Origin of the sequence: Vibrio porteresiae DSM 19223 (assembly GCF_024347055.1) — a bacterium.
Classification (GTDB): Bacteria; Pseudomonadota; Gammaproteobacteria; order Enterobacterales; family Vibrionaceae; genus Vibrio; species Vibrio porteresiae.
In genome coordinates, this window is the sequence record NZ_AP024895.1 from 3,167,225 (window position 1) to 3,192,521 (window position 25,297).

Below are 25,297 nucleotides of genomic sequence, written 5' to 3' on the forward strand. Positions count from 1 at the left end.
CTGTAAAAACACAATAGCATTTACTCAACTAATGTATTCCTTTACGAGTGAACCTTCAGGTGACGGTATGATCTCATCAAAATCGAGGAATATCTTAACTATCAACTCTCGTTCAGGAATGGAATGACTATGAACACCAATCGAGAACATCAGTGTGACGTACTGGTCATCGGTAGCGGCGCTGCAGGTCTATCTCTGGCATTACGCGTTGCCAAAAACTGCCGCGTGATCGTCCTCAGTAAAGGGCCACTGAGTGAAGGTTCTACCTATTACGCTCAAGGTGGTATCGCCGCCGTTTTCGATGAGTCTGACAGTATCGATTCACATGTGCAAGATACCTTAATTGCAGGCGCTGGAATTTGCGATGCCAAAACAGTCCGTTTTATCGCTGAGCATGCCAAAGAATGCGTGCAGTGGTTAATCGATGGTGGTGTGCCTTTTGATCGAATCGATGATGCCGATAGCAGTGAACCTCGCTATCACTTAACCCGTGAAGGTGGACACAGCCATCGCAGGATACTGCATGCAGCCGATGCCACCGGTATGGCAATGCAAACATCACTTCAAGAAAACATCAAAAATCAACCTAATATACAGATACTGGAACGGCATAATGCGCTCGATCTCATTACAGTGAACGATGAGACAAGCGCTAAAAGACGTGTCATTGGCGCTTATGTTTGGAACCGTAATGATGAACACGTTGAGACGATTCGAGCCAAATTTGTTGTCTTAGCCACTGGTGGAGCTTCCAAGGTCTATCAATACACGTCTAACCCAGATATTTCTTCTGGTGATGGCATAGCCATGGCATGGCGAGCGGGCTGCAAGGTCGCTAACCTCGAATTTAACCAGTTCCACCCTACTTGTTTGTATCATCCAGAGGCCCGTAATTTTTTACTGACGGAGGCACTGCGCGGCGAAGGTGCATATTTAAGACGCCCAGACGGTTCTCGCTTTATGCCTGATTTTGATGAGCGTGGCGAGTTAGCGCCTAGAGACATAGTGGCGAGGGCAATCGACTTTGAGATGAAACGGCTCGGTGCAGACTGTATGTATCTGGATATTACCCATAAGCCTGCAGACTTTATCATCAAACATTTCCCGACCATTTATGCACGGTTGATGGATTTGGGTATCGATATGACCAAAGAGTCCATTCCTATCGTTCCAGCGGCGCATTACACCTGTGGTGGCGTAGTCGTCGATCAGCAAGGACGTACCGATGTTGACCATCTATACGCCATAGGTGAAGTCAGTTACACAGGTCTACATGGTGCCAACCGTATGGCATCCAATTCTCTGTTGGAATGCGTCGTGTATGCCTGGTCAGCAGCTAAACATATTCTGAGTAAAAACAAATCAGTAGCTATGCCACCTACGCTTCCTAGTTGGGATGAAAGCCAAGTCACCTGCTCCGATGAAGAGGTAGTACTGCAACATAACTGGCATGAATTGAGGCTATTTATGTGGGATTACATGGGCATCGTGCGCACTGATAAACGGCTTGAACGAGCGTTGCGCCGTATCCAACTTCTCCAACAAGAGACTCACGAGTACTACAGTAACTTTCGAGTATCCAATAATTTAATTGAGCTTAGAAACTTACTGCAAGTAGCAGAGCTGATGGTTCGTTGCGCTATGCTGCGCAAAGAGAGTCGCGGTTTGCACTATACGTTAGATTACCCAGAACAATTAGAGCACAGTGGCCCAACGGTTTTAACTCCCGAATAAATCCACTTTAATACCAATTGACGTATTGAAGACCAATTAACTTAGTCGTGGGAGCCTTGTTGCTCCCGCTTTAATTGCATGACCAATTGCCGATAAGCAAACTCATCACAACTGTCTCTCCATAATAGCCATCGTCTACCGTGACCATAAAATACAATAAAGCAGCTTGAATAGATTAAGGAAAATTGATGGTAGCTTTCTCGAGAAGACGAGATGATTTCCTGCGCTTGGGTATCAATATCAACATAGCCGATTAACACTTTGGGCATAACACCAAAAACCGAATAATATCGATACAGCACAACCAATAAAGGCCAACTCAGAACAAGGGGAATATCAGAAACAACGATCCCCCATAACACCAGCTGCACGATACATTGTGATGTTATGAGGGCGAAAATGGAGATTTTAAGGGTAAGCCTAACGAGACTTGCTGAGGTTATAGGCGACAATCTTATCAACCATAGCCGCATGGTTTAGATTTTCTGAACGACCATGACGCATCACCCACTTAAACAGGTCTGGATCATCGCATTCAAGCAAAGAGACAAAACTTTGTTGCTCTATTTCACTCAGGCTATCAAAACATTCTTCAAAAAACGGCATGATGACAACGTCGAGCTCAAGCATGCCACGGCGACATGCCCATTTAATGCGAGCTTTTTCTTCTGTGGAATACATGGTTTCCCTCACTTAATCATTATTCTTTATGACGAGTTTACCAACTCATCTACGTCACAACCATTAACTAAATCAAAGAGTCTGTTCAGGCTGACAAAAAACTTCAACCAGATTACCATATAGGAAATTCGTCACTTAGGTGAATAACATGGATTGGAAAAATCAATTTTCTCCGCTCGACGTCACAACGAGCGATACATTGCCTGATTTAATGCTCTCATATTTGGGATCTTGGAGCGCTATCAATATGATAGGCCCAGACAAAAAGAGCTATCTGCAAGGGCAAGTGACTTGTAATGTGGTGACGCTGACCAATGAACAATCCACACTCGGTGCACACTGTGATGCCAAAGGTAAGGTTTGGTCGGTTTTTCGTCTATTTCATCACAATGACGGCTATGCACTATTCCAACCAGCATCCGCGATCGATGTTGAGTTAGCTGAACTGAAAAAGTATGCCATCTTCTCCAAAGTAGAGATCACTGCCAGCCAAGATGTGGCTTTAGGTGTTATGGGGAATGAGGCGCAAAATTGGGTCGATTCACTAACCGATAGTCGTGCCGATGTAAGGCCTATCACTGGTGGTAGTGCAGTCAAAATTTCTGAAAAGCGCTGGTTACTTTTAGTCAATCAAGATCAAGCTGAAATCATTATTAACGAGTTCAGCTCAAGTAAAGTCACTGAAGCGACTTGGACTCGTTTTGATATTGAAGAAGCATTACCTGTCGTCACAGCACAAGTGCAAAATGAATACATTCCACAAGCACTGAATCTACAGGCAATTGGTGGAATCTGCTTTACCAAAGGGTGTTACACCGGACAGGAAACCGTTGCTCGTGCCAAATATCGTGGCATTAACAAACGTATGATGGCTGTTGTAAAAGGTAACCTTGCTGAAGAACTGCCATCAGCAGAGCCTATCGTATTAGAGCGTTCTGTCGGTGAAAACTGGCGTACCGCTGGAGAGTTACTAACGCACTACACATTTAAAGATAACGTAGCGATAGGTCTAGTCGTTCTACCCAACGATTTGGAAGACGGCACTCAGTTACGCCTAGCAATTCAACCCGATACCCGCTGGACAATTGAACCGTTACCTTACTCTCTTGCAGATGAATAACGAACTTAATACCCCACTGATTCAATTCTTACAAACGCAGCAAGTGAGCTATCGCTTGCTGCCTCATCAACATCCCGCAACAACCATCGAAGAAGCCGCGGCGCAACGTGGCATATCACCGAAACAGATGGTGAAGTGTATCTTGCTCAGAGATATGTCGGATCGCTATGCGTTGGCTTGTACCTCGGGTGACACTCAAATCGATCCTAAAAAAGTACGTGCTGTATTGCAGTGGCGCAGAATGACCTGCGTAAACAGTATCAATGTGAAAGAAATCACTGGCTATGAAATAGGCACAGTGACGCCAATAAATCTTAAAACTGAAATGCCTATCTTATTCGATAACAGCATATTAAATCAAAATGAGATAACTATTAGCAGTGGGTCGAGAATGGCCGGTATCGCGTTAAAGACATCAGATTTATTAACACTAGTTAACCCTTTGATTAATAATATTCAAAGACCATAGAACAATTAATGTAATCCATTACAAATAAGCATGATAAAGATCACATTTTCAGATATTTTTCAATGAATACCTAATCATAATGAAAACATAAATAGTCACAATGTACTTTTTAGGATAATCTGCACTCGTTGGTTAATGTTCAGGCAACATTGTCTGACAAATTAACTGACGAAAAAGTGAATCCACTGATTTTCAGTACATCCACTTTTTGTGTAATGCATCTGTGACTATTGGCCCGCATATTTGCGGGCTTTTTTTTAGAAGTTTTACGGCAGCATTACATTTTAACTAAAACATCCACTATTCTTACGAACGTCATAAACCTTTGTTTCAATGACCCACCCAAACGTCTAAGAACAAAAATATAAATAAGTTGGCAACAATCTTGCATAGGTAACAATGTCTCCAGACGCAATAAGGAATTGTGAAAAGTGTCTATGGCAGCACATTTTGCTAATAAATAGATTTTTCACCGGAGATATATCTGCACTTGTCACACAAAAAATCACTCAGTTCAGATATGCTTACCTCGCAAATAAAAACAGAAGGACTCAGAACAGAGATGAGACTGTTTAAGCGCTATACACCAAACATGATCGCTAAGCACGTAAGTCGCCTATTTAAAGGGCGTATCTATATCTATGGCATTGGTACATTTGAGTTTGATAATGGCAAATTGATTTTGCCAGAGAAGGCTGAGCCACGGCATTTCCAGACCGTCAAAGAAGTGAACCAAGAGATCATGCGCCTACGTTGCGCTCACGCTTAAGCAGTTGAAATAAAAAGGGTTGGTATAAAACCAACCCTAGAAGTATCGTTAGTTAATCGCTCGTTAGATAACGGCTACGACTGATGCACTTGACCTGTCATTTTAGCGAGTTCTGGCAGTTCACCTTTTAGACCCAATGCACGTTTCATGATCTCATCTTTAGCACCTGGTAGATGACCTACTAATTGCATTCCGATACCACGAATCAGTTTCTTCGCAGGGTTATTTCCCTCAAACAGATCTTTAAAGCCTTGCATCGCAGCAATCATTTTTGCAGCTTCCGCTTTGCGCCACCGTTCATAATGACGAAGACTACGTTTTGCACCAATATCTTCCCCATTTTGCCACAGAGCGATCACTTCTTGTGCAAGGCTCGCAGCATCGAGCAATCCTAAGTTAACCCCTTGACCTGCTAATGGATGAATCGTATGCGCGGCATCGCCAACCAAAGCAACTCTATCGAGCACAAAATCTCGGGCATAACGCATTCTTAGAGGAAATGCTTGTCGCTCACCAACCACCTGACAAACACCCAATCGAGCATCAAATTCAGTCGTCAATGCTTGGCTAAATTTCTCATCACTCAGTTCCAACAAACGCTCGGCACGTACAGGGTCTGTAGACCAAACTATCGAGCACATATGAGGATCTGACATGGGTAAGAATGCCAAAGGTCCCATTGGGGTGAAAATTTGCCGCGCGACACCATCATGAGACTCAACAGTGCGTACATTAGCAACGATGGCACTATGTCCATAATCCCAATGAGTTAGCGGAATATCCATCTGCTTACGTACCCAAGAATTGGCCCCATCGGCAGCAACCACCAGCTTAGCGGTGATAGATTGCCCATCATTAAGGGTCAACCAGGCTTCACTCTCCCCAATGGCCATACTTTGTACAGTCTGAGGAATGTGCAAAGAAACATTCATCTGCTTCTTCACTTGCTCTAGCAGAGCCAGTTGAATCACTCGGTTTTCAACAATGTGGCCAAGGTTAGGTTGAGTCATTTGATTGGCGCTGAATTCGATGCGCGAAAAGCTATCTTGTTCCCACACTTCCATCGCCATATAAGGGGAAGCTCTGCGAGCCAAAATTCCATCCCAAGCATTGAGATTACGCAGAATCATTTCAGTAGAACGACTTAAGGCAGACACTCTAACATCGGGTAACTCGGCGAGGTTTTCATCAGGGAGACGCCCTTCGATAACTGCAATACGTAGATCGGTGTTTTTCAATGCAGCAGCCATTGCTAAACCCACCATTCCACCACCTACAATCGCAATATCCACACTTTGCATCATAATTGATTACCTTTTATCGGTTCACGATTCCCAACGTTCGTTTGAGCAATGGGGCTTTGAGCAACGCACAGTTATCCATCAATGCAAGTCCCACATTTCGTCCGACGCTAAGCGTTGGGAGATCATTTGAAAACAGGTGAACAAGTGAAGAAGTTAATCCAATCGTCATTTGACGATCATGTTCACGTCGAGTTTTATAACGCGCCAATTGTTGATAGCTCCCTAGGGCATCACCTCTAGTTAACTCTTCCGCTAAGCTGGCAACATCGCGAATGCCAAGATTAAATCCTTGTCCAGCTATGGGATGCAAGGTTTGTGCAGCATTACCCACAATAGCAAAACGATGGGATACCACTTGTGAACGAGTACGAAGCACCAATGGATATGAAGCACGCTGCCCCACTCGAATCAATTTACCTAGTCGCCAGCCAAAAGCCTGCTGCAACTGCTCAAGAAACTGTTCGTTACTGCAAGTAAGTAGTGCTTCAACTTTGTCAGGTGGCTGGCACCAAACCAACGACATTCGTTGGTCACTCATCGGTAATAAGGCAACGGGGCCGCAAGGAGTAAAGCGTTCAAATGCTCTTCCTTGATGAGGTTCGCTGATTTCCACATTCGCAATGATGGCATATTGTTCAAAATCATGCTCTTTGAGTTCTAGACCAAGCTGCTCACTGCAAGTCGATAACGCGCCATCGGCTGCAACCAACATCTTACCTTGTAACTGTTCGCCATCCGATAAAGTGACCGTAACAGACTCTTGCGAGCGTTTAACATCAGTCACGCTTAATGGGCAATACTGACTGATTTTTCCATGCTGGCTAATCTTAGTTTGGTAGATCCGGCCAACATCTGCCAATTCAATTACATATCCAAGCGCTTCTAAGTTGGCTTCTGCATGATCAATCTCTGTCATACCAAAGTGAGAACGATCAGAAACATGAATGTGTGTGATGGGGGTTGCAACTGGGCGTAAGTCGTCCCATAAGCCAAATTGCTTAAGCGTATTGACGGTACCATAAGATAGAGCAATCGCCCGAGAGTCAAAACCAGGATGAGAGATCCCTTCTTGTTGATAGGCTTCAATTACCGCAATCGACAAAGATTGCTGGCTTAACTGATTTAATGCCAATGCTAGTGTGCCACCAGCCATTGCTCCACCAGCAATAATTACATCAAATGACTTCACGCGTTTGCTCTCCTTAGCTGTTTAGTGCAACGTTGGCTTTTTTTCCTGTGTTGGTCGAACACCAAACTCAGCATGCAACGTAAGAACACACGCTTTTACGTGTTCAATCACTTGTTCGAGCAATTCAGCTTGCTCTTCCAAGTCATCATCTTCATCAATACCTAACTTGGCCATCTCTTCAAGATCTTCTAACGCTTCGCGAGCTGCAGGCGATGCTTTTTTAGTATCAGCCCCTGCCAATCCTAAACCAGAGATAAAGTGGTTAATCCACTCAGCTACGCTATCAGCCAATTCAAACACAGCATTTTCACCGGACACGTTTGGTAGGTTAATTGTCAGCTCCATGCTCAATTGGCTTAGTTGATTAAATGTTGCCTCTAACATGTTTTTTGCCTGAGTCAGCAAGAAAACAGGCCATCCCATCCCATCATTAGTGTAATCAAACAACAGAGGTTGCCATGCCGAACCTTCGAGACTTAATCCACCAGCAGCAAATCCTGTTAACAAACCATGCAGTTCTGCAGGTGTCATATCTAAGCTAGCTTTTTTGAGTTCGTTGGTCAGGTCAGCATATTCAGGAAAAATGTTATCGCTCATAAATGGGGCTCTGTTGTATTAAATAATGCCCATCCTATCACTTCAGCGATCTTGCGAAAACGTCCAAATAGTTATCCTGCACACCTTTTAATCAAATTGCCCAATAACTGAGTTTTTGCTTCGTGTTTTATGACTTAAGCGAGTGAAAAGCTTGAATCTTACAGCGGCTTTTCCTATAGTTGGCGCTCGATACCAAATAACGGTATGGTATCTTTAGTTACGCTAACAGAGTTCACTAATCATGAGTAATCAAGCGGTTGACGTTGAAATTTTAGGTAAAATCACTCGAGTCAATTGTCCCCCAGGACAAGAAGAGTCATTGATTGGTGTAGCCAAAGATCTTGATCAGCGATTGAAAGATATGGCCGAGCGTACTAAGGTAACCAATGAGGTTAAACTCCTCACCATCGCCGCGTTGAACATCTGTTATGAGCTTCACGAAGCTAAACAGCAACAAAGTGATAAAGCTAAGATGCAGGAACGTATGGAAAAGCTGACCGCATCATTAGAAGAAGCATTAAGCAAGGTCAAGCCCGGACAGCTTTAACCTAGTGCATCAAGAATTTACCCTGGAGTGTTCGTGTCGGGATTGAAGTCCCTGAGCCGATAAGCAACGAAACAGGGTTGGTACTTGGAAGCTATTGAGCAGGCTCGGCTTGTACCGAGAAGCCTACGGTTACCATTGCTAGCCCGCCTTGAACCAGCTGGTTCAAGGGTCCTAATCCCAAACGGCACTCCGGGGTTCCCTATGCCAAATCATCGTGATGAAATACGTCAGCTGATTCGCCAGCGTCGTCGACAACTCAGTCAAGATCAGCAACATCAATCCGCATTAAAGCTCGTTGAACAATGTATGCAACAAGAGCTTTTTCATGCGAGTCAGCATATTGCTCTTTATCTTTCCACCGACGGCGAACTCAATACTCAACCTCTTATCAATGCACTCTGGCAAGCAGGGAAATCCGTGTATCTCCCGGTATTGCATCCTTTTTCTAAAGGGCATCTGCTCTTTTTGCACTACCAAGCCAACACGCCTATGACGCTAAATAAGTTTGGTATTTCTGAACCGAAACTGGATCAACGCTTGATCATTCCGACAGACCAACTCGATGTCATTTGTACCCCTTTGGTTGCTTTTGATGACTCATGCCAGAGACTCGGAATGGGGGGCGGTTATTACGATCGCACTCTTGCCCCTTGGTTTCATACCCAAGTTGGCGCAACGCCCATCGGCTTAGCCCACGACTGCCAACAAGTCGATAAGATCCCAACCGAGAAATGGGACATTCCCCTGCCGATGATCATCACGCCTAGCCAACGATTTTCGGCCAGCTAACCTCTAAAAACGGTTAACTGTTTTTCACTATGTAGTTCAGTTTGGTGAAGTGATGAGAATAGCTATGCCCTACTCATTTAGACTCAAGTGCAAGGGTTCAGCTTCAAGTCATTTGGGTAACGGTATATAATCCCGCTCGTATCTGACCCCATTTAATTGCTATCAGGAGATTGGCATGACTCAAGATGAAATGAAAAAGGCCGCAGGTTGGGCTGCTTTAAAATACGTTGAAAAAGGCAGCATTGTCGGTGTTGGTACAGGTTCCACTGTTAATCACTTCATCGATGCATTGGGTTCAGTGAAAGACGATATCAAAGGTGCAGTTTCAAGCTCTATCGCATCAACTGAGAAGCTAAAAGCATTAGGCATTGAAGTTTACGATTGTAATGATGTAGCTCTGCTAGATATCTATGTTGATGGTGCTGATGAAATCAACCCACAACGTGAAATGATTAAAGGTGGCGGTGCTGCACTCACTCGCGAAAAAATTGTTGCAGCCATCGCTAAGAAATTCATCTGTATCGTGGATAGCTCTAAAGCAGTCGATGTTCTTGGCAAATTTCCATTACCAGTTGAAGTGATTCCAATGGCGCGCTCTTTTGTTGCTCGTGAATTGGTTAAGTTAGGTGGTGACCCTGTATATCGTGAAGGTGTTATTACCGATAACGGCAACGTGATTTTGGACGTGCATAATATGCACATTAGCCAAGCGAAAGACATGGAAGATAAGATCAACGGCTTGCCAGGTGTGGTAACGGTAGGTCTATTTGCCCACCGCGGTGCTGATGTGGTGATCACAGGAACACCTGAAGGTGCTCGAGTAGAAGAATAAGTTATTCTTTATATAGAATTTTATGAACGGCACTGAAAAGTGCCGTTTTTTTTAGAGCAAAAATTTATTATCTCTTATTCCGTAAATTTCTTACCCAAAGCACAAAAAGTTTGTTAATTTAGTGGGCAGAAGATGCCCAACGAAAACGTTTGCTTTTCATAACAAGACTCAATAACCTATTTGAGCTCAGGTGTATCTTAGCTTCCCCCTTCCATATTTAAGGACGAGAATAATGGCCAAAGTTTCATTGGAAAAAGACAAGATCAAGATTTTGCTACTCGAAGGTGTTCACCCATCAGCTGTTGAAGTACTTCAATACGCTGGCTATACCAACATTGAATACCACAAAGGCTCCTTACCTGAAGAAGAGCTAATCGAAGCAATCAAAGATGTGCATTTTGTCGGTCTTCGCTCGCGTACTCACCTAACAGAAAAAGTGATTAACGCTGCTGAAAAACTTGTGGCTATTGGTTGTTTCTGTATCGGTACAAACCAAGTTGATCTAGAAGCAGCCGCGGTACGCGGGATCCCTGTATTTAACGCACCATTCTCAAACACTCGTAGTGTGGCAGAATTGGTTCTAGCGGAAATGATCATTCTATTCCGTGGTGTAGCAGAGAAAAACGCTCTAGCACACCGTGGTATTTGGAAAAAAAGTGCAGACCACTCATTTGAAGCACGTGGTAAAAAATTGGGTATCATCGGTTACGGACACATCGGTACTCAACTTAGTATCCTTGCTGAAAGCCTAGGTATGTATGTTTACTTTTATGATATTGAAAATAAACTGACTCTAGGTAATGCCACTCAAGTTCACACCATGAGTGAACTGCTTAATATGTGTGATGTTGTGACTCTGCATGTTCCAGAAACACATGACACCATGAACATGATGGGTAAAGAAGAATTTGCTCGTATGAAACCGGGCTCAATCTTCATCAACGCTGCTCGTGGTACTGTTGTTGATATTCCTGCACTGTGTGATGCTCTTGAATCTGGCCATCTTGCAGGTGCGGCTGTTGACGTATTCCCAACCGAACCCGGTTCAAATACTCAACCTTTTGAATCTCCACTGATGAAATTCGATAACGTTATCTTGACTCCACACGTAGGTGGTTCGACTCAAGAAGCGCAAGAAAACATCGGTATTGAAGTTGCTGGTAAACTGGCTAAATACTCAGACAACGGCTCAACACTATCTAGTGTGAACTTCCCTGAAGTATCTCTACCAGAGCAACGTGACTGCTCACGTTTACTGCATATTCACGAAAACCGCCCAGGTATTCTGAATCAGATCAACACCATCTTCGCTCAAGAAGGGATCAACATTGCAGCTCAATACCTACAAACATCACCAAAAATTGGTTATGTAGTAGTTGATGTACAAGCAGCTCGCTCTGAAGAAGCTTTGGAAAAACTAAAACAAATCCCTGGCACTATTCGTGCTCGTATTTTGTTCTAACCACCAGCGCTTTTGTTAGATATAAAAAAACCAGCCTCGGCTGGTTTTTTATTAATTTTTTCTTAGGGTTAACTGCGGACTTTCTTAGGCTTAACTGCGTAATGCACGTTCACCACGAGAAATACCGACAATACCACTTCTCGCTACTTCAACGACTTCAGTAAATTGAGCCACAGATTTAACGAACGCATCAAGCTTGTCACTTGTACCTGCCATCTGCACTGTGTAGTGCGTTGGCGTGACATCGACAATCTGACCACGAAAAATATCTGCCATGCTCTTCACTTCTTCGCGAGCTGAACCCGTAGCCTTTAATTTCACTAACATCAGTTCGCGTTCGATATGCTCGAACTCACTGACATCTTGCACTTTGAGCACATCGATAAGCTTGTGCAGCTGTTTCTGAATTTGCTCTAACTGCATGTTGTCTGAATTAGTGGTGATGTTTAGACGAGATAAAGTTTCATCATCCGTAGGCGATACGTTTAAGCTTTCGATGTTGTAGCCGCGTTGAGAAAATAGACCAACAACACGAGACAAAGCACCAGGTTGGTTTTCCAATAGCAACGAAATAATATGTCTCATGTTAGGTTCTCTCCGTTTTGCTCAGCCACATTTTATCCATTCCTTCACCCTTGATTTGCATAGGGTAAACGTGCTCAGTTTCATCAACACTAATGTCAACAAACACTAAGCGATCTTTCATTGCGAGTGCTTTTTTCAAGCCTTCCTCTAGTTCATCTGGATGAGAAATTCTCACACCAGCGTGACCGTAGGCCTCTGCTATCGCAACAAAATTAGGAACAGAACTCATGTATGAGTTGGAGTGACGACCATGATAAATAATGTCTTGCCACTGTTTAACCATACCTAAGAATCGGTTATTTAAGTTAATGATTTTAACTGGAATATCATATTGCAGTGCTGTAGATAGCTCCTGAATATTCATCTGGATACTACCATCCCCAGTCACCACAACAACTTCTTCTTCAGGATGAGCAAACTTAACTCCCATCCCTGCTGGTAAACCAAAGCCCATCGTGCCAAGGCCACCTGAGTTAATCCACTGTCTCGGCTTAGAAAATGGATAATATAAGGCTGCAAACATCTGGTGTTGACCCACATCAGATGCAACATACGCTTTACCTTCCGTTAGACGATACAAGGTTTCAATAACTTGTTGAGGTTTAATACGCTCAGAACTTTTGTCATAGGCCAAACATTGACGCTCGCGCCAACCATTGATCTCGCTCCACCACTGACCAATCGCTTTTTGATCGTTTTGGCGCTCTTTTTCACCCAATACTTTTAGCATGGTGTCCAAGACTTTGTCGGCAGAGCCTACAATCGGTAGATCCACATGCACGTTTTTCGAGATAGAAGAAGGATCAATATCGATGTGCATGATCTTGGCATTTGGACAGTACTTTTCCAAATTATTGGTAGTGCGATCATCAAAGCGAACCCCAATACCAAAGATCAAATCAGAGTTGTGCATCGCCATGTTGGCTTCATACACACCATGCATACCAAGCATACCAAGGAAGTTGGGATGTGTGCCTGGGAAAGCACCAAGTCCCATCAACGTACTGACAACTGGCAGATTGAGTGACTCAGCCAATTTTAGGATCTGTTGATGAGCTTCAGAAATAATTGCCCCACCACCGATGTACAATACAGGGCGCTTAGCTTCAAGTAACGCACTAAGTGCTTTCTTAATTTGCCCTTTATGCCCAGCAGTCGTTGGGTTATAGGAACGCATTGTAATCGTTTCAGGGTAAGTGTAAGGCAGCTTGATTTGCGGGTTCATGACATCTTTAGGTACATCAATAACCACAGGACCAGGACGACCGGTTGATGCGATATAAAATGCTTTTTTGATGGTTTCAGGAATGTCTTCTGCTTTTTTAACGAGAAAGCTGTGCTTTACAATCGGACGCGATACACCAACGATGTCACACTCTTGGAATGCATCGTTACCAATCAAATTGGTCGCAACGTTACCAGAGATAACAATCATTGGAACCGAATCCATGTAAGCAGTCGCAATACCAGTGACAGTATTGGTTGCTCCAGGACCAGAGCAGACAAGCACGACACCTGGTTTACCTGTAGAGCGGGCATAACCATCTGCCATGTGAGTAGCAGCTTGCTCGTGACGAACTAATACGTGCTTAATTTTATCGGTTTTTTCATGAAGGGCATCATAAATATCAAGTACTGAGCCACCTGGATAACCAAAGATCTGCTCAACACCTTCTTCGATCAGAGATTGCACGATCATCTCTGCGCCGGATAACATCGCCATTTTTTCTCCTTAAACAATCACTAGTTACGAGGTCGGTCACTAGGATTGAATTACATAGTCTAGGGCTTATTCGTAGCCTAATTCGAAAACATTCCGCTTTCAGCTATGTCCCACACTTGTCATAACAAGTGGCGGGGAATCGGAGATACTTTAACCGCTAAATTGCCTGAGATCTAACGTGTTCTTGAGCACACTTTTAATAAGATATGGTAAAAATGTAAAAATAAAGATAACAACACTAGTTTATTTGTTAAAGACAGCATAATCACAAGATTATCTAGTGAAATAAGAAGAATATTTCACATAAAAAACCGCTCATATGCAACAAAAAAGGGCAACATAGTCATGCCGCCCTTCCCTTAGATACTCTCGTATTAAGTTATTCCCGATACATCTCTTCGATTTCATCTTCATACTTAGTATGGATGATTTTGCGTCGCAATTTTAACGTTGGGGTTAACTCACCGTCGTCCATCGAAAATGCTTTAGGTAGTAGCTTGAATCGCTTCACTTGCTCAAAACTTGGTAGTTCTTGCTGCAACTCATTGATACGTTTTTCAAACATCTCAACAATTTGGCTATCTTTAAGTAGCTCTAAGCGGTCATGATACTTAATGTTTAACTGTCGAGCGTAGCTTTCTAACGTGTCGTAGCAAGGAACAATTAATGCGGAGACAAATTTACGAGTATCCGCGATGACAGCAATCTGTTCGATAAAGTGATCTTTCCCTATCGTACCTTCAATCACCTGAGGAGCGATATATTTGCCGCCAGAGGTTTTCATTAATTCCTTAATGCGATCGGTAATAAAAAGATGCCCATGTTCATCTAAATAGCCTGCATCACCGGTTTTTAAATAACCTTCAGCATCGAACGCTTGCTCAGTTTCGCGCTCTAGCTTGTAGTACCCTTTCATCACCATCGGACCTTTCACGAGAATTTCATTCTCATCACCGATACGAACCTCAACACCAGGCATCAGTTGACCAATCGAATTGGGATCAAAAGTGAAGTCTTCCCAGCAAGAAACGGTTGCCGTCGTCTCAGTCATGCCGTAACCGACTTTAACGTTGATTCCTAATGAATGAAAGAAACGACCAATAGTCGGGTCTAATTTAGCACCACCACATGGCATGAGCGTTAAACGTCCACCAAGCAGATCACGTAACTTCTTCAATACCAGTTTATCGGCCCAGTGATAGCTCAGATTCAAAATAGCGGATGGAGATTTGCTTTCAGCTCGACATTGCGCTCGCTTGGCTCCCATATTCACAGCCCATGTGAACAGTATTTTTTTCATGACACTGGCGGAAGCCACTTTCTCATGTACTGCGGCAAAAATCTTTTCATAGAAGCGCGGCACAGCACACATCAAGGTTGGACGAACTTGCTGCAATGCTTCTCTAACCATTTTTACATCGTGTAAATAGCAGTTTGTTGCGCCTTTATAGAGCACGTAAAAACTCCATGCCCGTTCAAAAACATGAGATAAGGGTAAAAAGCATAGCGACACATCAGCCTGAGTAACATTCAATCGCTGATCATGACTCGACATTTGCGCTGCTAAATTGGCATGAGTCAGCATGACTCCTTTTGGCTGTCCCGTTGTTCCAGATGTATAAATTAGGGTAAACAGATCATCAACGTTAGCTTCGTTAATTCGCTTGGTCAGTTCTTCAGAATGGTCATGATTAGCGTTAGCGATAAATGATCGCCAACTCATCACATAAGGTAAGGCAGATTGCACGTCACACGTTCCCATTACCACAATCAGTTCTAAAGTCTCACACTGATTAAATAACTCAGTAGCGATACTCAACTGCTTTTCTCCAGCAACAAACAGCACACGCATATCCGCGTTATTCACGATAAAACGGGTTTGCTCAAGAGTATTGGTTGGATAAATGGGTACAGTAACTGCGCGCACTTGCAAGGTGGCAAGATCAGCGATCGTCCATTCAGGCATGTTAGACGCGAAGATGCCAACTTTGTCCTGAGTAGCAATACCAAGTTTAAGTAAAGCTAGAGAAACAAGATCAACCTCTTTGCCAAATGCCTGCCAAGAGATATCTTGCCATTGAGCATCAGCATAATATTTTAAAGCGGTACCAGTACCAGCTTGAGAAATACGTTCGCGTAATTTTTTAACAATATGAAAGTCTAATTCTGCCATCTTTTCTACCTTTAGCTTACAACTGTAAGCCTTACGAGGCCGCACAGTTTACAGGCAGAGTTCGAAAAGGCAACTGACAAACATCAAAGTTAAGCTGGCAAAGTGTAACGAAACAGCAGAAAAAAGCCCCAAATCACAAAATATGATTTGGGGCTAAATGAGGCGAAAATAATTTATTTGGTGGCGACGACTTCACCACAAATCATCATCAATTGGTCGCGCAACCAGATGTGACCTTTGTCTTTTTCACTCGATTCATGCCAGCTTAGGTAGCCATGAATTTTCACATTATCGAATGGGCAGGAAATGATCTGTAGTTGATCTTTATTCGCTGCGTTTTCTACCATCCAACGTGGAGCAATAGTCACTAATTCAGATTGTCCAACAACATAAAGTACATTGCTTAAGCTGGTTCCTTCATAGCTTGAATGGCAATCGAGTTCACGATAGGCCTGTTCAGAGAAGCTACGTTGACCATGGATTCTAGACAACTTAGCGTGCTGTTCGCGTATCAATGTTTCGCGTGAAACCGAGCCTTGAATACGTGGGTGAGTTTTTGCCGCTACAACCACTAATTCATCTTGGAAAATTTCGGTGCTTGAGAAACCCTGTTCATCAAAACGTGCATAATCGATAACAAAGTCGATCTCTTGATAACGCATGCGTTCAGCGAGCATACGGTCAAATTCTGCATCCAAATGTAATTTTACACTTGGAGCGATATCTTGAATCGACTGCATAATCTTCGGTGCAAAACGAATATCACATGGGCTGCAAATAGCCAGTTTGAATAAACGAGTTGACGTCTCTGGAGAAAATACAGAACTTGGCAATTCATTACGAATTAACTGTAACGCTTGACGAATTGGACCAAATAATTGACGAGCGCGTTGTGTCGGTTGAATACCGCGACCTTGACGCATAAACAGTTCGTCATTAAACATCACTTTCAAACGAGCAACGGCATTACTTACTGCCGGCTGAGACATTCCCAAATTGTGTGCAGCGCGAGTAATATTTTGTTCTTGCATAACGGCGTCAAAAACGGTGAGCAAGTTTAAGTCAACGCCGCGTAGAGTACTTTCCATTCGATAGCTGGCGATGGCACTCATCGCATCTTTTCTTTCTACTTTGTCTAACATACTGATCTTTGCCTCGGTATTGATTTTTTATAGTGTCTTTCGAGTGATCGTTTGGATAGTTATTCCAAACGTTTTACAGCAATAAATAAGCGGGGCTTCTAATATTTATCACTCGGATAATTTAAGCATGACAACTACTATCAACTAATTCGTACACGAATGGCAACTGGATTGATAAAAAGTCACTTATTTTTATAAGTGAACTAACACACGCCTTCATAAATCAAGTAATTAGATATTTATAAAAAAAGGTAAAAGCGTGACATTGTGCAAATTTCGAGCTAAATGGCAAACTGGCTTATTGTCCTATAGGGCAGTAAAATTCCATTCACCTAGTAAATAACAAACCACTTGTCATCTTTTGCAACCGATTTCTTACTGCATTTAGATTATAAAAATGTCGCATAACTAGGGAAAGAAACATCTTTCCAAAGCGCATGGCAAAGCTCGCTAGAGTCATTCCATTCACCTTGTAAAAGCCAATGAGCTATCTCCTTAGCAACGTCAGGATAGATAACTTTTTCAGCTGGCTGTTCAAATGCCCACTCGCGAATTGCAGTCAAATCCACCCGTTCCATCATGGAGGCTAATCCTAAACACTCCAAGGTTGCGACATTACTCATCTGTTCAAATTGACCATTCAGTGGTTTGAGTAATAGCTTTTTACCCAGAGAGAGAGCCTCTGAGGGTAATTCAAATCCACCGTTAGCGATCACTCCATTACACTGACGTAAATGCGTTTGAAAGTTCACATGAGAGAGTGATTTCACCTCAACGTTAGCCATTTCTATATCTGTGGTGACATCTGGGTGGTAACAAATGAAATGATGCTCGGGAATGGCCTGCAAAATGCTCAAAGTATTATCGAGATTTTCAAAAGGTAGGTAGACAAGAAAAAAATTGCCCATTCGTGTTTCACAATCTGTTTTGTGAATAATGGGAGGCAAAATAGGCTGATCAAAATGGTACCAATGTAAGCCGATGTAGTGCTCAGCTGGAGCAAATTTGTGCATAATTACTTTATCTAACCATGAAGCCCCTTTTAACGGCACCTCATAACGAAACGCATTTTGGTGACTGATACTGACTGAAGGCTTACCTTGTTTACGAGCAGCCCACGCAGATATTGGCTCAAAATCGTTCACAACAAGGTCGTAATCACTGAGATCAAGCTGATCAATATCTCTGAACAATTGAAAGACGTTATTCTTGGTCGCTGTATCCCGATAGTCTACTTTGCCATTCTTACTTACGAAGGTTAATCCGGATCGAGTTTGGTAGTCGCCAAACGCATCCATCGAAAAATATTTGTTTTCCTCGCGTCCAGAAAAAAGGAAGTCAACTTGAACTCCCTTATTCTTTAGTGCATTGGCCATTTCTCTTGCTCGAGCAATATGTCCATTTCCAGTACCTTGAACACCATAAAATATTTTCACAAACGACTCTCCAGCAGAATCAGCGACAACGTAGCACAACCATTTCCAAGTAAAGCACCGATCAGAACATCACTTAAAAAGTGAACACCAAGCATTATGCGGGCACTGCCGATAAGTGCAGCCCACACAAACGCCATTCCAGCAACATCGGGGTACCAATGACTCATTAATGTCGCCATAACAAAAGCAGCAGCAGTGTGCCCAGAAGGTAAACTGTAACGATCAGAAGGGGTAATAAAGGCGGGTAACAAAGGTGACAGTTCTTGTGGGCGACGACGCTGAAAGCTGTTTTTTAATACCCAGTACATGGGCAATTCGAATAAAAAGGCCAACAATCCAGTAATGACAAAACCTTTGCCGCTAACACCGTCAATCCCCCACGCTAGGCAAGCAAAAATCACATACAAATGCCCATCTCCCGTATGTGATACTGCTTTGCTTATTCGCGCTAATGGATGACTATAGCGATGCTGTAAGCAATAAAAGGAGAAGGCAAAATCCAATTTGGCTATAGGTTGAATCGCTTTCATACCCATGTTCCCTCTTGAAGTATTAAGACAAATCCCTAAGTTATCTGTTAATAAAACTAGAGGTGGCATATGACAAATGAGTGATCTTTTTTTTGAAAGCTGATGACACGTAAAGAAGAAAGGAACAAACGTAACAAATCCGTTAAAGTGTCCAATAAACTGTGGTGAATACATAGACAACAACAAAATCAATAAACCATATACTTATCATTGCGTTAATTTAGCCATGTCATTTATTTGCATAAAAAATCAACTTAATGGTTGACGTTGTCACTCGAGTGCGGTACTAATTTGTTAATTTAATTTTGTGGATGTTAGCAATGACAATTCGTTTTTCTCTTCTCCTCAACCTCCTCCTTATCGTGAAACAATCGCGCGGGTAGGCTGTGGACGAAAAACACCACAACGAAGAATTACAAAAACCCGCTTAAAGCGGGTTTTTTTATAACTAAATCCAGGAAGTAAACGATTAACACCCGACATGAGGAAGTAAACATGAGTGACCAGGTCATTATATTCGACACAACATTACGTGATGGTGAACAAGCATTATCAGCCAGTCTTACCGTAAAAGAGAAACTGCAAATTGCTTATGCACTAGAACGTCTTGGCGTTGATGTGATCGAAGCAGGTTTTCCAGTTTCTTCTCCGGGCGATTTCGAATCTGTTCAAACTATTGCAAAACACATAAAAAATAGCCGTGTCTGTGCTCTTTCTCGTGCCGTTGAGAAAGACATTGATGCCGCAGCAGAAGCATTGAAAGTCGCAGAAGCATTCCGTATCCATACGTTTATTTCCACTTCAACAGTTCATGTTCAAGACAAACTACGCAGAAGTTATGACGATGTCGTAGAAATGGGGGTACGAGCGGTAAAACATGCTCGTAACTACACCGATGACGTTGAATTTTCTTGTGAAGATGCAGGTCGCACACCAATCGACAACCTATGCCGTATGGTTGAGGCTGCGATTAATGCTGGTGCCCGCACTATCAATATCCCAGATACAGTAGGCTATACCGTACCAAGCGAATTTGGCGGCATCATCCAATCACTATTTAACCGCGTACCTAACATTGATAAAGCCATTATCTCAGTGCACTGCCACGATGACCTAGGTATGTCTGTAGCAAACTCAATTGCCGCAGTCCAAGCTGGTGCTCGCCAGATCGAAGGAACAATCAACGGGATTGGTGAACGTGCTGGTAATACAGCATTAGAAGAAATCGCGATGATTCTAAAAACTCGCCAAGAGTTGCTAGGTGGCGTGACAACCAACATTAAACATGAAGAAATCAGCCGCACGAGTAAATTGGTGAGTCAACTATGCAACATGCCAATTCAAAGCAACAAAGCGATTGTTGGTGCGAACGCATTTAGTCACTCTTCAGGCATTCACCAAGATGGCATGCTAAAGAACAAGAACACGTACGAGATCATCACACCAGAATCTATCGGTTTGAAAAATCAAGGTCTTAACTTAACCAGCCGTAGTGGTCGTGCTGCTGTTAAAAGCCATATGGAATCACTAGGATACAGCGAAAATCAGTACAATTTGGATATCTTGTACGAAAACTTCTTAAAACTGGCCGATAAGAAAGGACAAGTTTTCGATTACGATCTAGAAGCGTTGATGTACTTCTCTAATCTACGTGATGAAGATGATTTCTTTAAATTGAACTATTTAAGCGTGCAATCTGGTAGTGTAATGGCCACCACGAGCATCAAGTTGCAGTGCGGCGATGAAGAGAAATGCGAAGCTGCAGTCGGTAATGGCCCCGTAGACGCTTTATATCAATGTATCTACCGTGTCACTGGCTACGAGATCGTATTGGATAAATTCGATCTAACTGCAAAAGGTGAAGGTGAAGATGGCCTTGGTCAAGCGGATATTATTGCCAACTACAAAGGCCGTAAATACCACGGTACGGGTGTTTCAACCGATATCGTTGAAGCATCAGGACAAGCTCTATTGCATGTAATTAATAGCATTCACCGTGCAAACGAAATCGAGCAAATCAAACAGAACAAAAAAATTGCTACTGTTTAAAAATGAATAGCAAAAAATATTGAACATAATTGAGACGAATAGGATTCGCATGACAAACACAACATACAAAATTGCCGTTTTACCAGGTGATGGCATCGGACCAGAAGTAATGCAACAAGCACACAAAGTGCTAGATGCAATTGAAGCAAAATATAACGTCACTTTCGCACGTGAAGAACATGACATTGGTGGTATCGCAATAGACAACCACGGTAAACCACTACCGGATAGCACACTTGCTGCTTGTGAAGAGTCTGATGCGATTCTGTTCGGTTCTGTCGGTGGTCCAAAATGGGAACATCTGCCAGCTAATGAACAACCTGAACGTGGTGCACTTTTGCCGCTACGCAAACATTTTCAATTGTTTTGTAACCTTCGCCCAGCTCAAATCCATCAGGGATTAGAAAACTTCTCCCCTCTTCGTGCTGACATATCAGCACGCGGTTTTGACATCGTGGTTGTGCGTGAATTAACTGGTGGTATTTACTTCGGTCAACCTAAAGGCCGTGAAGGCGAAGGAGCAAATGAAAAAGCATTTGATACCGAAGTTTATCATCGCTACGAAATTGAACGTATCGCAAAAATCGCTTTTGAATCAGCTCGTTTACGTCGTAAGAAAGTATGTTCCATCGATAAAGCAAACGTTCTACAGAGCTCCATTTTATGGCGCGAAATCGTAACTCAAATTGCCAAAGACTACCCAGATGTCGAGTTATCACACATGTACATCGACAACGCGACCATGCAGCTAATCAAAGATCCTTCGCAATTTGATGTACTACTTTGCTCAAATATCTTTGGTGACATTCTGTCTGATGAATGCGCCATGATTACTGGCTCTATGGGCATGCTACCTTCAGCAAGTATGAATGAAAGTAAATTTGGTTTATACGAGCCAGCTGGCGGTAGTGCTCCAGACATTGCTGGAAAAAATATCGCTAACCCAGTAGCTCAAATCTTATCAGCAGCGCTAATGCTACGTTATAGCCTTGGTGAAGAAGCTGCAGCTCAAGATATTGAAGCTGCTGTAAGTAAAGCACTAGCTGCCGGTCAACTAACTGGCGACTTGGCAGGTAATAAACCTGCGTTATCTACTAGTGAAATGGGCGATATCATCGCTGCTTACATCTCTAACTCATAATAAGTGAGGCCAAACAATGGCCTCCTTTTGCTCTGAGAGCGGAAAGGATACAAGCAATGTCAAAAGCAAAAACCTTATACGAAAAAATTTATGATGCACATATTGCCGTAGCAGCTGAAGGTGAAAACCCGATTCTGTATATCGACCGACATTTGGTGCATGAAGTAACTTCACCTCAAGCCTTTGATGGCTTACGTGAAAAAGGACGCCCAGTCCGCCAAGTTAGCAAAACATTTGCGACCATGGACCACAACGTATCGACTACCACCAAAGATATTAATGCCTCAGGTGAAATGGCTCGAATTCAGATGGAAACGCTTTCTCAAAACTGTAAAGAGTTTGGCGTCACTCTGTTCGACATTAACCATAAATACCAAGGTATCGTTCATGTAATGGGGCCTGAGCTAGGTATTACTCTACCAGGTATGACCATTGTATGTGGTGACTCTCACACAGCGACACATGGAGCCTTCGGTTCATTAGCATTTGGTATCGGTACTTCAGAGGTTGAACATGTTTTGGCAACACAAACGCTAAAGCAAGCTCGTGCTAAAACAATGAAGATCGAAGTCAAAGGCAAAGTTGCTGCAGGTATTACGGCTAAAGATATCGTGTTAGCTATTATCGGCAAAACAACTGCTGCCGGCGGTACTGGTCACGTTGTTGAATTCTGTGGAGAAGCTATTCGCGATCTAACCATGGAAGGTCGTATGACTGTATGTAACATGGCGATTGAGCTAGGTGCTAAAGCTGGCCTTATTGCACCTGACCAAACCACTTTCGATTACATCAAAGGTCGTCGTTATGCACCATCTGAAGCAGATTGGGAAGCAGCAGTTAGCTACTGGTCATCGCTAAAAACGGATGACGGCGCAGAATTCGATTCAGTAGTAACACTAAACGCAGCGGATATTCGCCCACAAGTTACATGGGGTACAAACCCAGGCCAAGTGATGGCAGTTGACGGTATTATTCCATCTCCAGAAGACTTTACTGATCCTGTTGAAAAAGCGTCGGCAGCTAAGGCGTTAGCTTATATGGGATTAGAAGCGGGTAAAAAACTGTCTGATTACAAAGTGGATAAAGTATTTGTTGGCTCATGTACCAACTCTCGTATTGAAGATATGCGCGCTGCAGCTGTTGTAGCCAAAGGTAAAAAAGTAGCTGCACATGTACAAGCGTTGATCGTTCCAGGGTCTGAACAAGTGAAAGCTCAAGCTGAAGCAGAAGGCTTAGACAAAATCTTTATTGAAGCGGGCTTTGAATGGCGTTTACCTGGCTGCTCTATGTGTCTTGCGATGAACAACGATCGCTTAGGCCCTCAGGAGCGCTGTGCATCCACCTCTAACCGTAACTTTGAAGGTCGCCAAGGCCGTGATGGCCGTACTCACCTAGTCAGCCCAGCTATGGCTGCTGCTGCTGCAATCGCTGGACACTTTGTTGATATTCGCGAATTTCACTAAACTTAGAGGACATTGTCATGACAGGATTTAAACAACATACTGGTTTGGTTGTGCCTCTTGATGCGGCTAACGTAGATACCGATGCAATCATTCCAAAACAGTTTCTACAGAAAGTAAACCGTATCGGTTTTGGTAAACACCTTTTCCATGATTGGCGTTTCCTTGATGACGCTGGTGAGCAGCCAAATCCAGAGTTTGTATTGAATAAACCTCAGTACAAAGGTGCAAGCATTCTATTAGCACGCGAAAACTTTGGTTGTGGATCTTCACGTGAACATGCGCCTTGGGCATTAGCGGACTATGGCATCAGAGTTATGATTGCACCAAGTTTTGCCGATATCTTCTATGGTAACTCCATCAATAACCAAATGGTTCCAGTGCGCCTAACCGAAGCAGAAGTCGATGAAATTTTCCAATTCGTGCAAGCGACTGAAGGCGCTCAAGTGACCGTTAATTTGGAAACAATGACAGTCACTGCCAATGGTAAAGAGTACCACTTTGAAATCGATGCTTTCCGTCGTCACTGTTTATTAAATGGTCTAGATAACATTGGCCTAACTCTACAACATGCCGACAAAATTGCTGAATATGAGGCTAACATCCCTAGCTTCCTGCAATAAATACTATTGAATGTTTAACCTAAAGCTGCCTCTCAGGCAGCTTTTTTTATCTATAAGAAGATCTTTATCTGCCTATTCCTGTTTTTTCTGGGACACCAGAGGGAAAACATTCAGCTAGTGTGAAGTATCAAGCAAGCTAGTATCCACGTTATCTTGTTAAAAAGTATTCAACCCTAGTGATTATCCATATTCCACCCTATTCACCCGAACTGAACTCAGTAGAACAAGTATGGCGTTGGTGAAGGCAAAATGAATTGGCTAACCAATGTTTTGCTAACTATGAAGCGATTGGTGATAGTGTTTGTGGGGTGCTTGGAATCGTTTTTCAGAGGACAAAAGTAGAGTCGTATCACTCTCCTTTAGGAGTTGGATAAAATTGACCACTTAATTAATGTCATAGGTATAGATAGGGAGAGATAGGTCCAAGCTGTGATAGCTATAAACGAGAAAACCCCAGCCGGTGGCTGGGGTTTTAAAATAAAGCCTAGCGATGTCCTACTCTCACATGGGGAAACCCCACACTACCATTGGCGCTAATTTGTTTCACTTCTGAGTTCGGCATGGAATCAGGTGGGTCCAAATCGCTATGGTCGCTAAGCAAATTCTTTATTACTGAAGAATATTCAATAATATTTAATAAGTGGTGCTGATACCCAGAATCGAACTGGGGACCTCATCCTTACCAAGGATGCGCTCTACCGACTGAGCCATATCAGCACTCAAATTCTTTAATTCGATTAAAAAAGCCCGCGTAAACACGGGCTTTTTTAGAAATTAAAGCCTGGCGATGTCCTACTCTCACATGGGGAAACCCCACACTACCATCGGCGCTAATTCGTTTCACTTCTGAGTTCGGCATGGAATCAGGTGGGTCCAAATCGCTATGGTCGCCAAGCAAATTCTTTAATTTAGAAAGCTGTTTCAAGTCTCAACACAATTCAA

The 25,297-nt window shown here is 43.0% G+C and carries 22 protein-coding genes, 1 tRNA gene, 2 rRNA genes and 1 other RNA gene; 13 read left to right on the forward strand and 13 right to left on the reverse strand.

Features of this window, described 5'->3' with window-relative positions:
* Window positions 1-129: 129 nt before the first annotated feature.
* Window positions 130-1,734, forward strand: a complete 1,605-nt coding sequence (gene nadB, locus OCV11_RS14395) for an L-aspartate oxidase (protein WP_261893686.1) — start codon at window positions 130-132, stop codon at window positions 1,732-1,734.
* A gap of 420 nt (window positions 1,735-2,154) precedes the next feature.
* Here the strand turns inward: nadB and OCV11_RS14400 are convergent, their stop codons facing one another.
* On the reverse strand, window positions 2,155-2,415 hold the full coding sequence (locus OCV11_RS14400) for an FAD assembly factor SdhE (protein ID WP_261893687.1): 261 nt from the start codon (window positions 2,413-2,415) through the stop codon (window positions 2,155-2,157).
* Window positions 2,416-2,563: 148 nt separating this feature from the next.
* Here OCV11_RS14400 and ygfZ point away from each other — a divergent pair, with 148 nt between their 5' ends.
* From ygfZ to OCV11_RS14415, 3 genes are all read left to right on the forward strand, one after another.
* Window positions 2,564-3,535, forward strand: coding sequence for a tRNA-modifying protein YgfZ (gene ygfZ / locus OCV11_RS14405; RefSeq protein WP_261893688.1), 972 nt, complete (start codon window positions 2,564-2,566; stop codon window positions 3,533-3,535).
* Window positions 3,528-4,004 (forward strand): aminoacyl-tRNA deacylase, encoded by a 477-nt coding sequence (locus OCV11_RS14410; protein ID WP_261893689.1) that lies wholly within the window; start codon window positions 3,528-3,530, stop codon window positions 4,002-4,004. Before ygfZ ends, OCV11_RS14410 begins: the two co-directional genes overlap by 8 nt.
* Window positions 4,005-4,566: 562 nt before the next feature.
* Window positions 4,567-4,773, forward strand: a complete 207-nt coding sequence (locus OCV11_RS14415) for a DUF1107 domain-containing protein (protein WP_261893690.1) — start codon at window positions 4,567-4,569, stop codon at window positions 4,771-4,773.
* Between the two features lie 74 nt (window positions 4,774-4,847).
* Here OCV11_RS14415 and OCV11_RS14420 read toward each other — a convergent pair whose 3' ends face one another.
* From OCV11_RS14420 to OCV11_RS14430, 3 genes are read right to left on the reverse strand one after another with little or no spacing between them, the layout of a single operon-like run.
* Window positions 4,848-6,077 carry an FAD-dependent 2-octaprenylphenol hydroxylase gene (locus OCV11_RS14420; protein WP_261893692.1) on the reverse strand — a complete coding sequence of 410 codons (1,230 nt, stop codon included), beginning with the start codon at window positions 6,075-6,077 and terminating at the stop codon, window positions 4,848-4,850.
* 13 nt (window positions 6,078-6,090) lie between these two features.
* Window positions 6,091-7,266 (reverse strand): 2-octaprenyl-6-methoxyphenyl hydroxylase, encoded by a 1,176-nt coding sequence (gene ubiH, locus OCV11_RS14425; protein ID WP_261893694.1) that lies wholly within the window; start codon window positions 7,264-7,266, stop codon window positions 6,091-6,093.
* A gap of 21 nt (window positions 7,267-7,287) precedes the next feature.
* Window positions 7,288-7,863 carry a YecA/YgfB family protein gene (locus OCV11_RS14430; protein WP_261893695.1) on the reverse strand — a complete coding sequence of 192 codons (576 nt, stop codon included), beginning with the start codon at window positions 7,861-7,863 and terminating at the stop codon, window positions 7,288-7,290.
* A 241-nt stretch (window positions 7,864-8,104) separates the two neighbouring features.
* Here OCV11_RS14430 and zapA point away from each other — a divergent pair, with 241 nt between their 5' ends.
* From zapA to serA, 5 genes are all read left to right on the forward strand, one after another.
* Complete coding sequence (gene zapA, locus OCV11_RS14435) at window positions 8,105-8,410, forward strand: cell division protein ZapA (protein WP_261893697.1); 306 nt, start codon at window positions 8,105-8,107, stop codon at window positions 8,408-8,410.
* Between the two features lie 16 nt (window positions 8,411-8,426).
* Window positions 8,427-8,610: non-coding RNA, 6S RNA (gene ssrS / locus OCV11_RS14440), on the forward strand.
* 1 nt (window position 8,611) lies between these two features.
* Window positions 8,612-9,199, forward strand: coding sequence for a 5-formyltetrahydrofolate cyclo-ligase (locus OCV11_RS14445; RefSeq protein WP_261893698.1), 588 nt, complete (start codon window positions 8,612-8,614; stop codon window positions 9,197-9,199).
* 175 nt (window positions 9,200-9,374) lie between these two features.
* Entirely contained in the window at window positions 9,375-10,031 is a 657-nt protein-coding gene (rpiA, locus tag OCV11_RS14450; protein WP_261893699.1) for a ribose-5-phosphate isomerase RpiA, read from the forward strand.
* A 232-nt stretch (window positions 10,032-10,263) separates the two neighbouring features.
* A complete protein-coding gene (gene serA / locus OCV11_RS14455) occupies window positions 10,264-11,493 on the forward strand; it encodes a phosphoglycerate dehydrogenase (protein ID WP_261893700.1) in 1,230 nt (409 codons plus the stop codon).
* 90 nt (window positions 11,494-11,583) lie between these two features.
* Here serA and ilvN read toward each other — a convergent pair whose 3' ends face one another.
* The 6 genes from ilvN to OCV11_RS14485 form a co-directional block, all read right to left on the reverse strand.
* Window positions 11,584-12,078 carry an acetolactate synthase small subunit gene (gene ilvN, locus OCV11_RS14460; RefSeq protein WP_261893701.1) on the reverse strand — a complete coding sequence of 165 codons (495 nt, stop codon included), beginning with the start codon at window positions 12,076-12,078 and terminating at the stop codon, window positions 11,584-11,586.
* Between the two features lies 1 nt (window position 12,079).
* On the reverse strand, window positions 12,080-13,801 hold the full coding sequence (locus OCV11_RS14465) for an acetolactate synthase 3 large subunit (protein ID WP_261893702.1): 1,722 nt from the start codon (window positions 13,799-13,801) through the stop codon (window positions 12,080-12,082).
* 379 nt (window positions 13,802-14,180) lie between these two features.
* Window positions 14,181-15,974 carry an AMP-dependent synthetase/ligase gene (locus OCV11_RS14470; protein WP_261893704.1) on the reverse strand — a complete coding sequence of 598 codons (1,794 nt, stop codon included), beginning with the start codon at window positions 15,972-15,974 and terminating at the stop codon, window positions 14,181-14,183.
* A 173-nt stretch (window positions 15,975-16,147) separates the two neighbouring features.
* The gene (leuO, locus tag OCV11_RS14475) at window positions 16,148-17,116 is read right to left on the reverse strand and encodes a transcriptional regulator LeuO (protein WP_261893705.1); all 969 of its coding nucleotides are present in this window, start codon (window positions 17,114-17,116) and stop codon (window positions 16,148-16,150) included.
* Between the two features lie 389 nt (window positions 17,117-17,505).
* Window positions 17,506-18,552 carry an MJ1255/VC2487 family glycosyltransferase gene (locus OCV11_RS14480; protein ID WP_261893706.1) on the reverse strand — a complete coding sequence of 349 codons (1,047 nt, stop codon included), beginning with the start codon at window positions 18,550-18,552 and terminating at the stop codon, window positions 17,506-17,508.
* On the reverse strand, window positions 18,549-19,082 hold the full coding sequence (locus OCV11_RS14485; protein ID WP_261893707.1) for a phosphatase PAP2 family protein: 534 nt from the start codon (window positions 19,080-19,082) through the stop codon (window positions 18,549-18,551). The genes OCV11_RS14480 and OCV11_RS14485 overlap by 4 nt, the downstream gene beginning before the upstream one ends.
* A gap of 495 nt (window positions 19,083-19,577) precedes the next feature.
* Here OCV11_RS14485 and leuA point away from each other — a divergent pair, with 495 nt between their 5' ends.
* The 4 genes from leuA to leuD are packed head-to-tail and all read left to right on the forward strand — an operon-like array spanning window position 19,578 to window position 24,355.
* On the forward strand, window positions 19,578-21,131 hold the full coding sequence (gene leuA / locus OCV11_RS14490) for a 2-isopropylmalate synthase (RefSeq protein WP_261893708.1): 1,554 nt from the start codon (window positions 19,578-19,580) through the stop codon (window positions 21,129-21,131).
* Window positions 21,132-21,180: 49 nt separating this feature from the next.
* Window positions 21,181-22,272: a 3-isopropylmalate dehydrogenase gene (gene leuB, locus OCV11_RS14495; protein ID WP_261893710.1), complete on the forward strand. Its 1,092-nt coding sequence runs from the start codon at window positions 21,181-21,183 to the stop codon at window positions 22,270-22,272.
* A gap of 56 nt (window positions 22,273-22,328) precedes the next feature.
* Complete coding sequence (gene leuC, locus OCV11_RS14500; protein ID WP_261893711.1) at window positions 22,329-23,735, forward strand: 3-isopropylmalate dehydratase large subunit; 1,407 nt, start codon at window positions 22,329-22,331, stop codon at window positions 23,733-23,735.
* Between the two features lie 17 nt (window positions 23,736-23,752).
* A complete protein-coding gene (gene leuD / locus OCV11_RS14505) occupies window positions 23,753-24,355 on the forward strand; it encodes a 3-isopropylmalate dehydratase small subunit (RefSeq protein WP_261893713.1) in 603 nt (200 codons plus the stop codon).
* A gap of 482 nt (window positions 24,356-24,837) precedes the next feature.
* Here the strand turns inward: leuD and rrf (OCV11_RS14510) are convergent.
* The 3 genes from rrf (OCV11_RS14510) to rrf (OCV11_RS14520) form a co-directional block, all read right to left on the reverse strand.
* Window positions 24,838-24,953 (reverse strand): 5S ribosomal RNA (gene rrf, locus OCV11_RS14510).
* 43 nt (window positions 24,954-24,996) lie between these two features.
* Window positions 24,997-25,072 (reverse strand) — tRNA-Thr (locus OCV11_RS14515).
* A 62-nt stretch (window positions 25,073-25,134) separates the two neighbouring features.
* Window positions 25,135-25,250: ribosomal RNA gene (rrf, locus tag OCV11_RS14520) — 5S ribosomal RNA — on the reverse strand.
* Window positions 25,251-25,297: the final 47 nt, after the last annotated feature.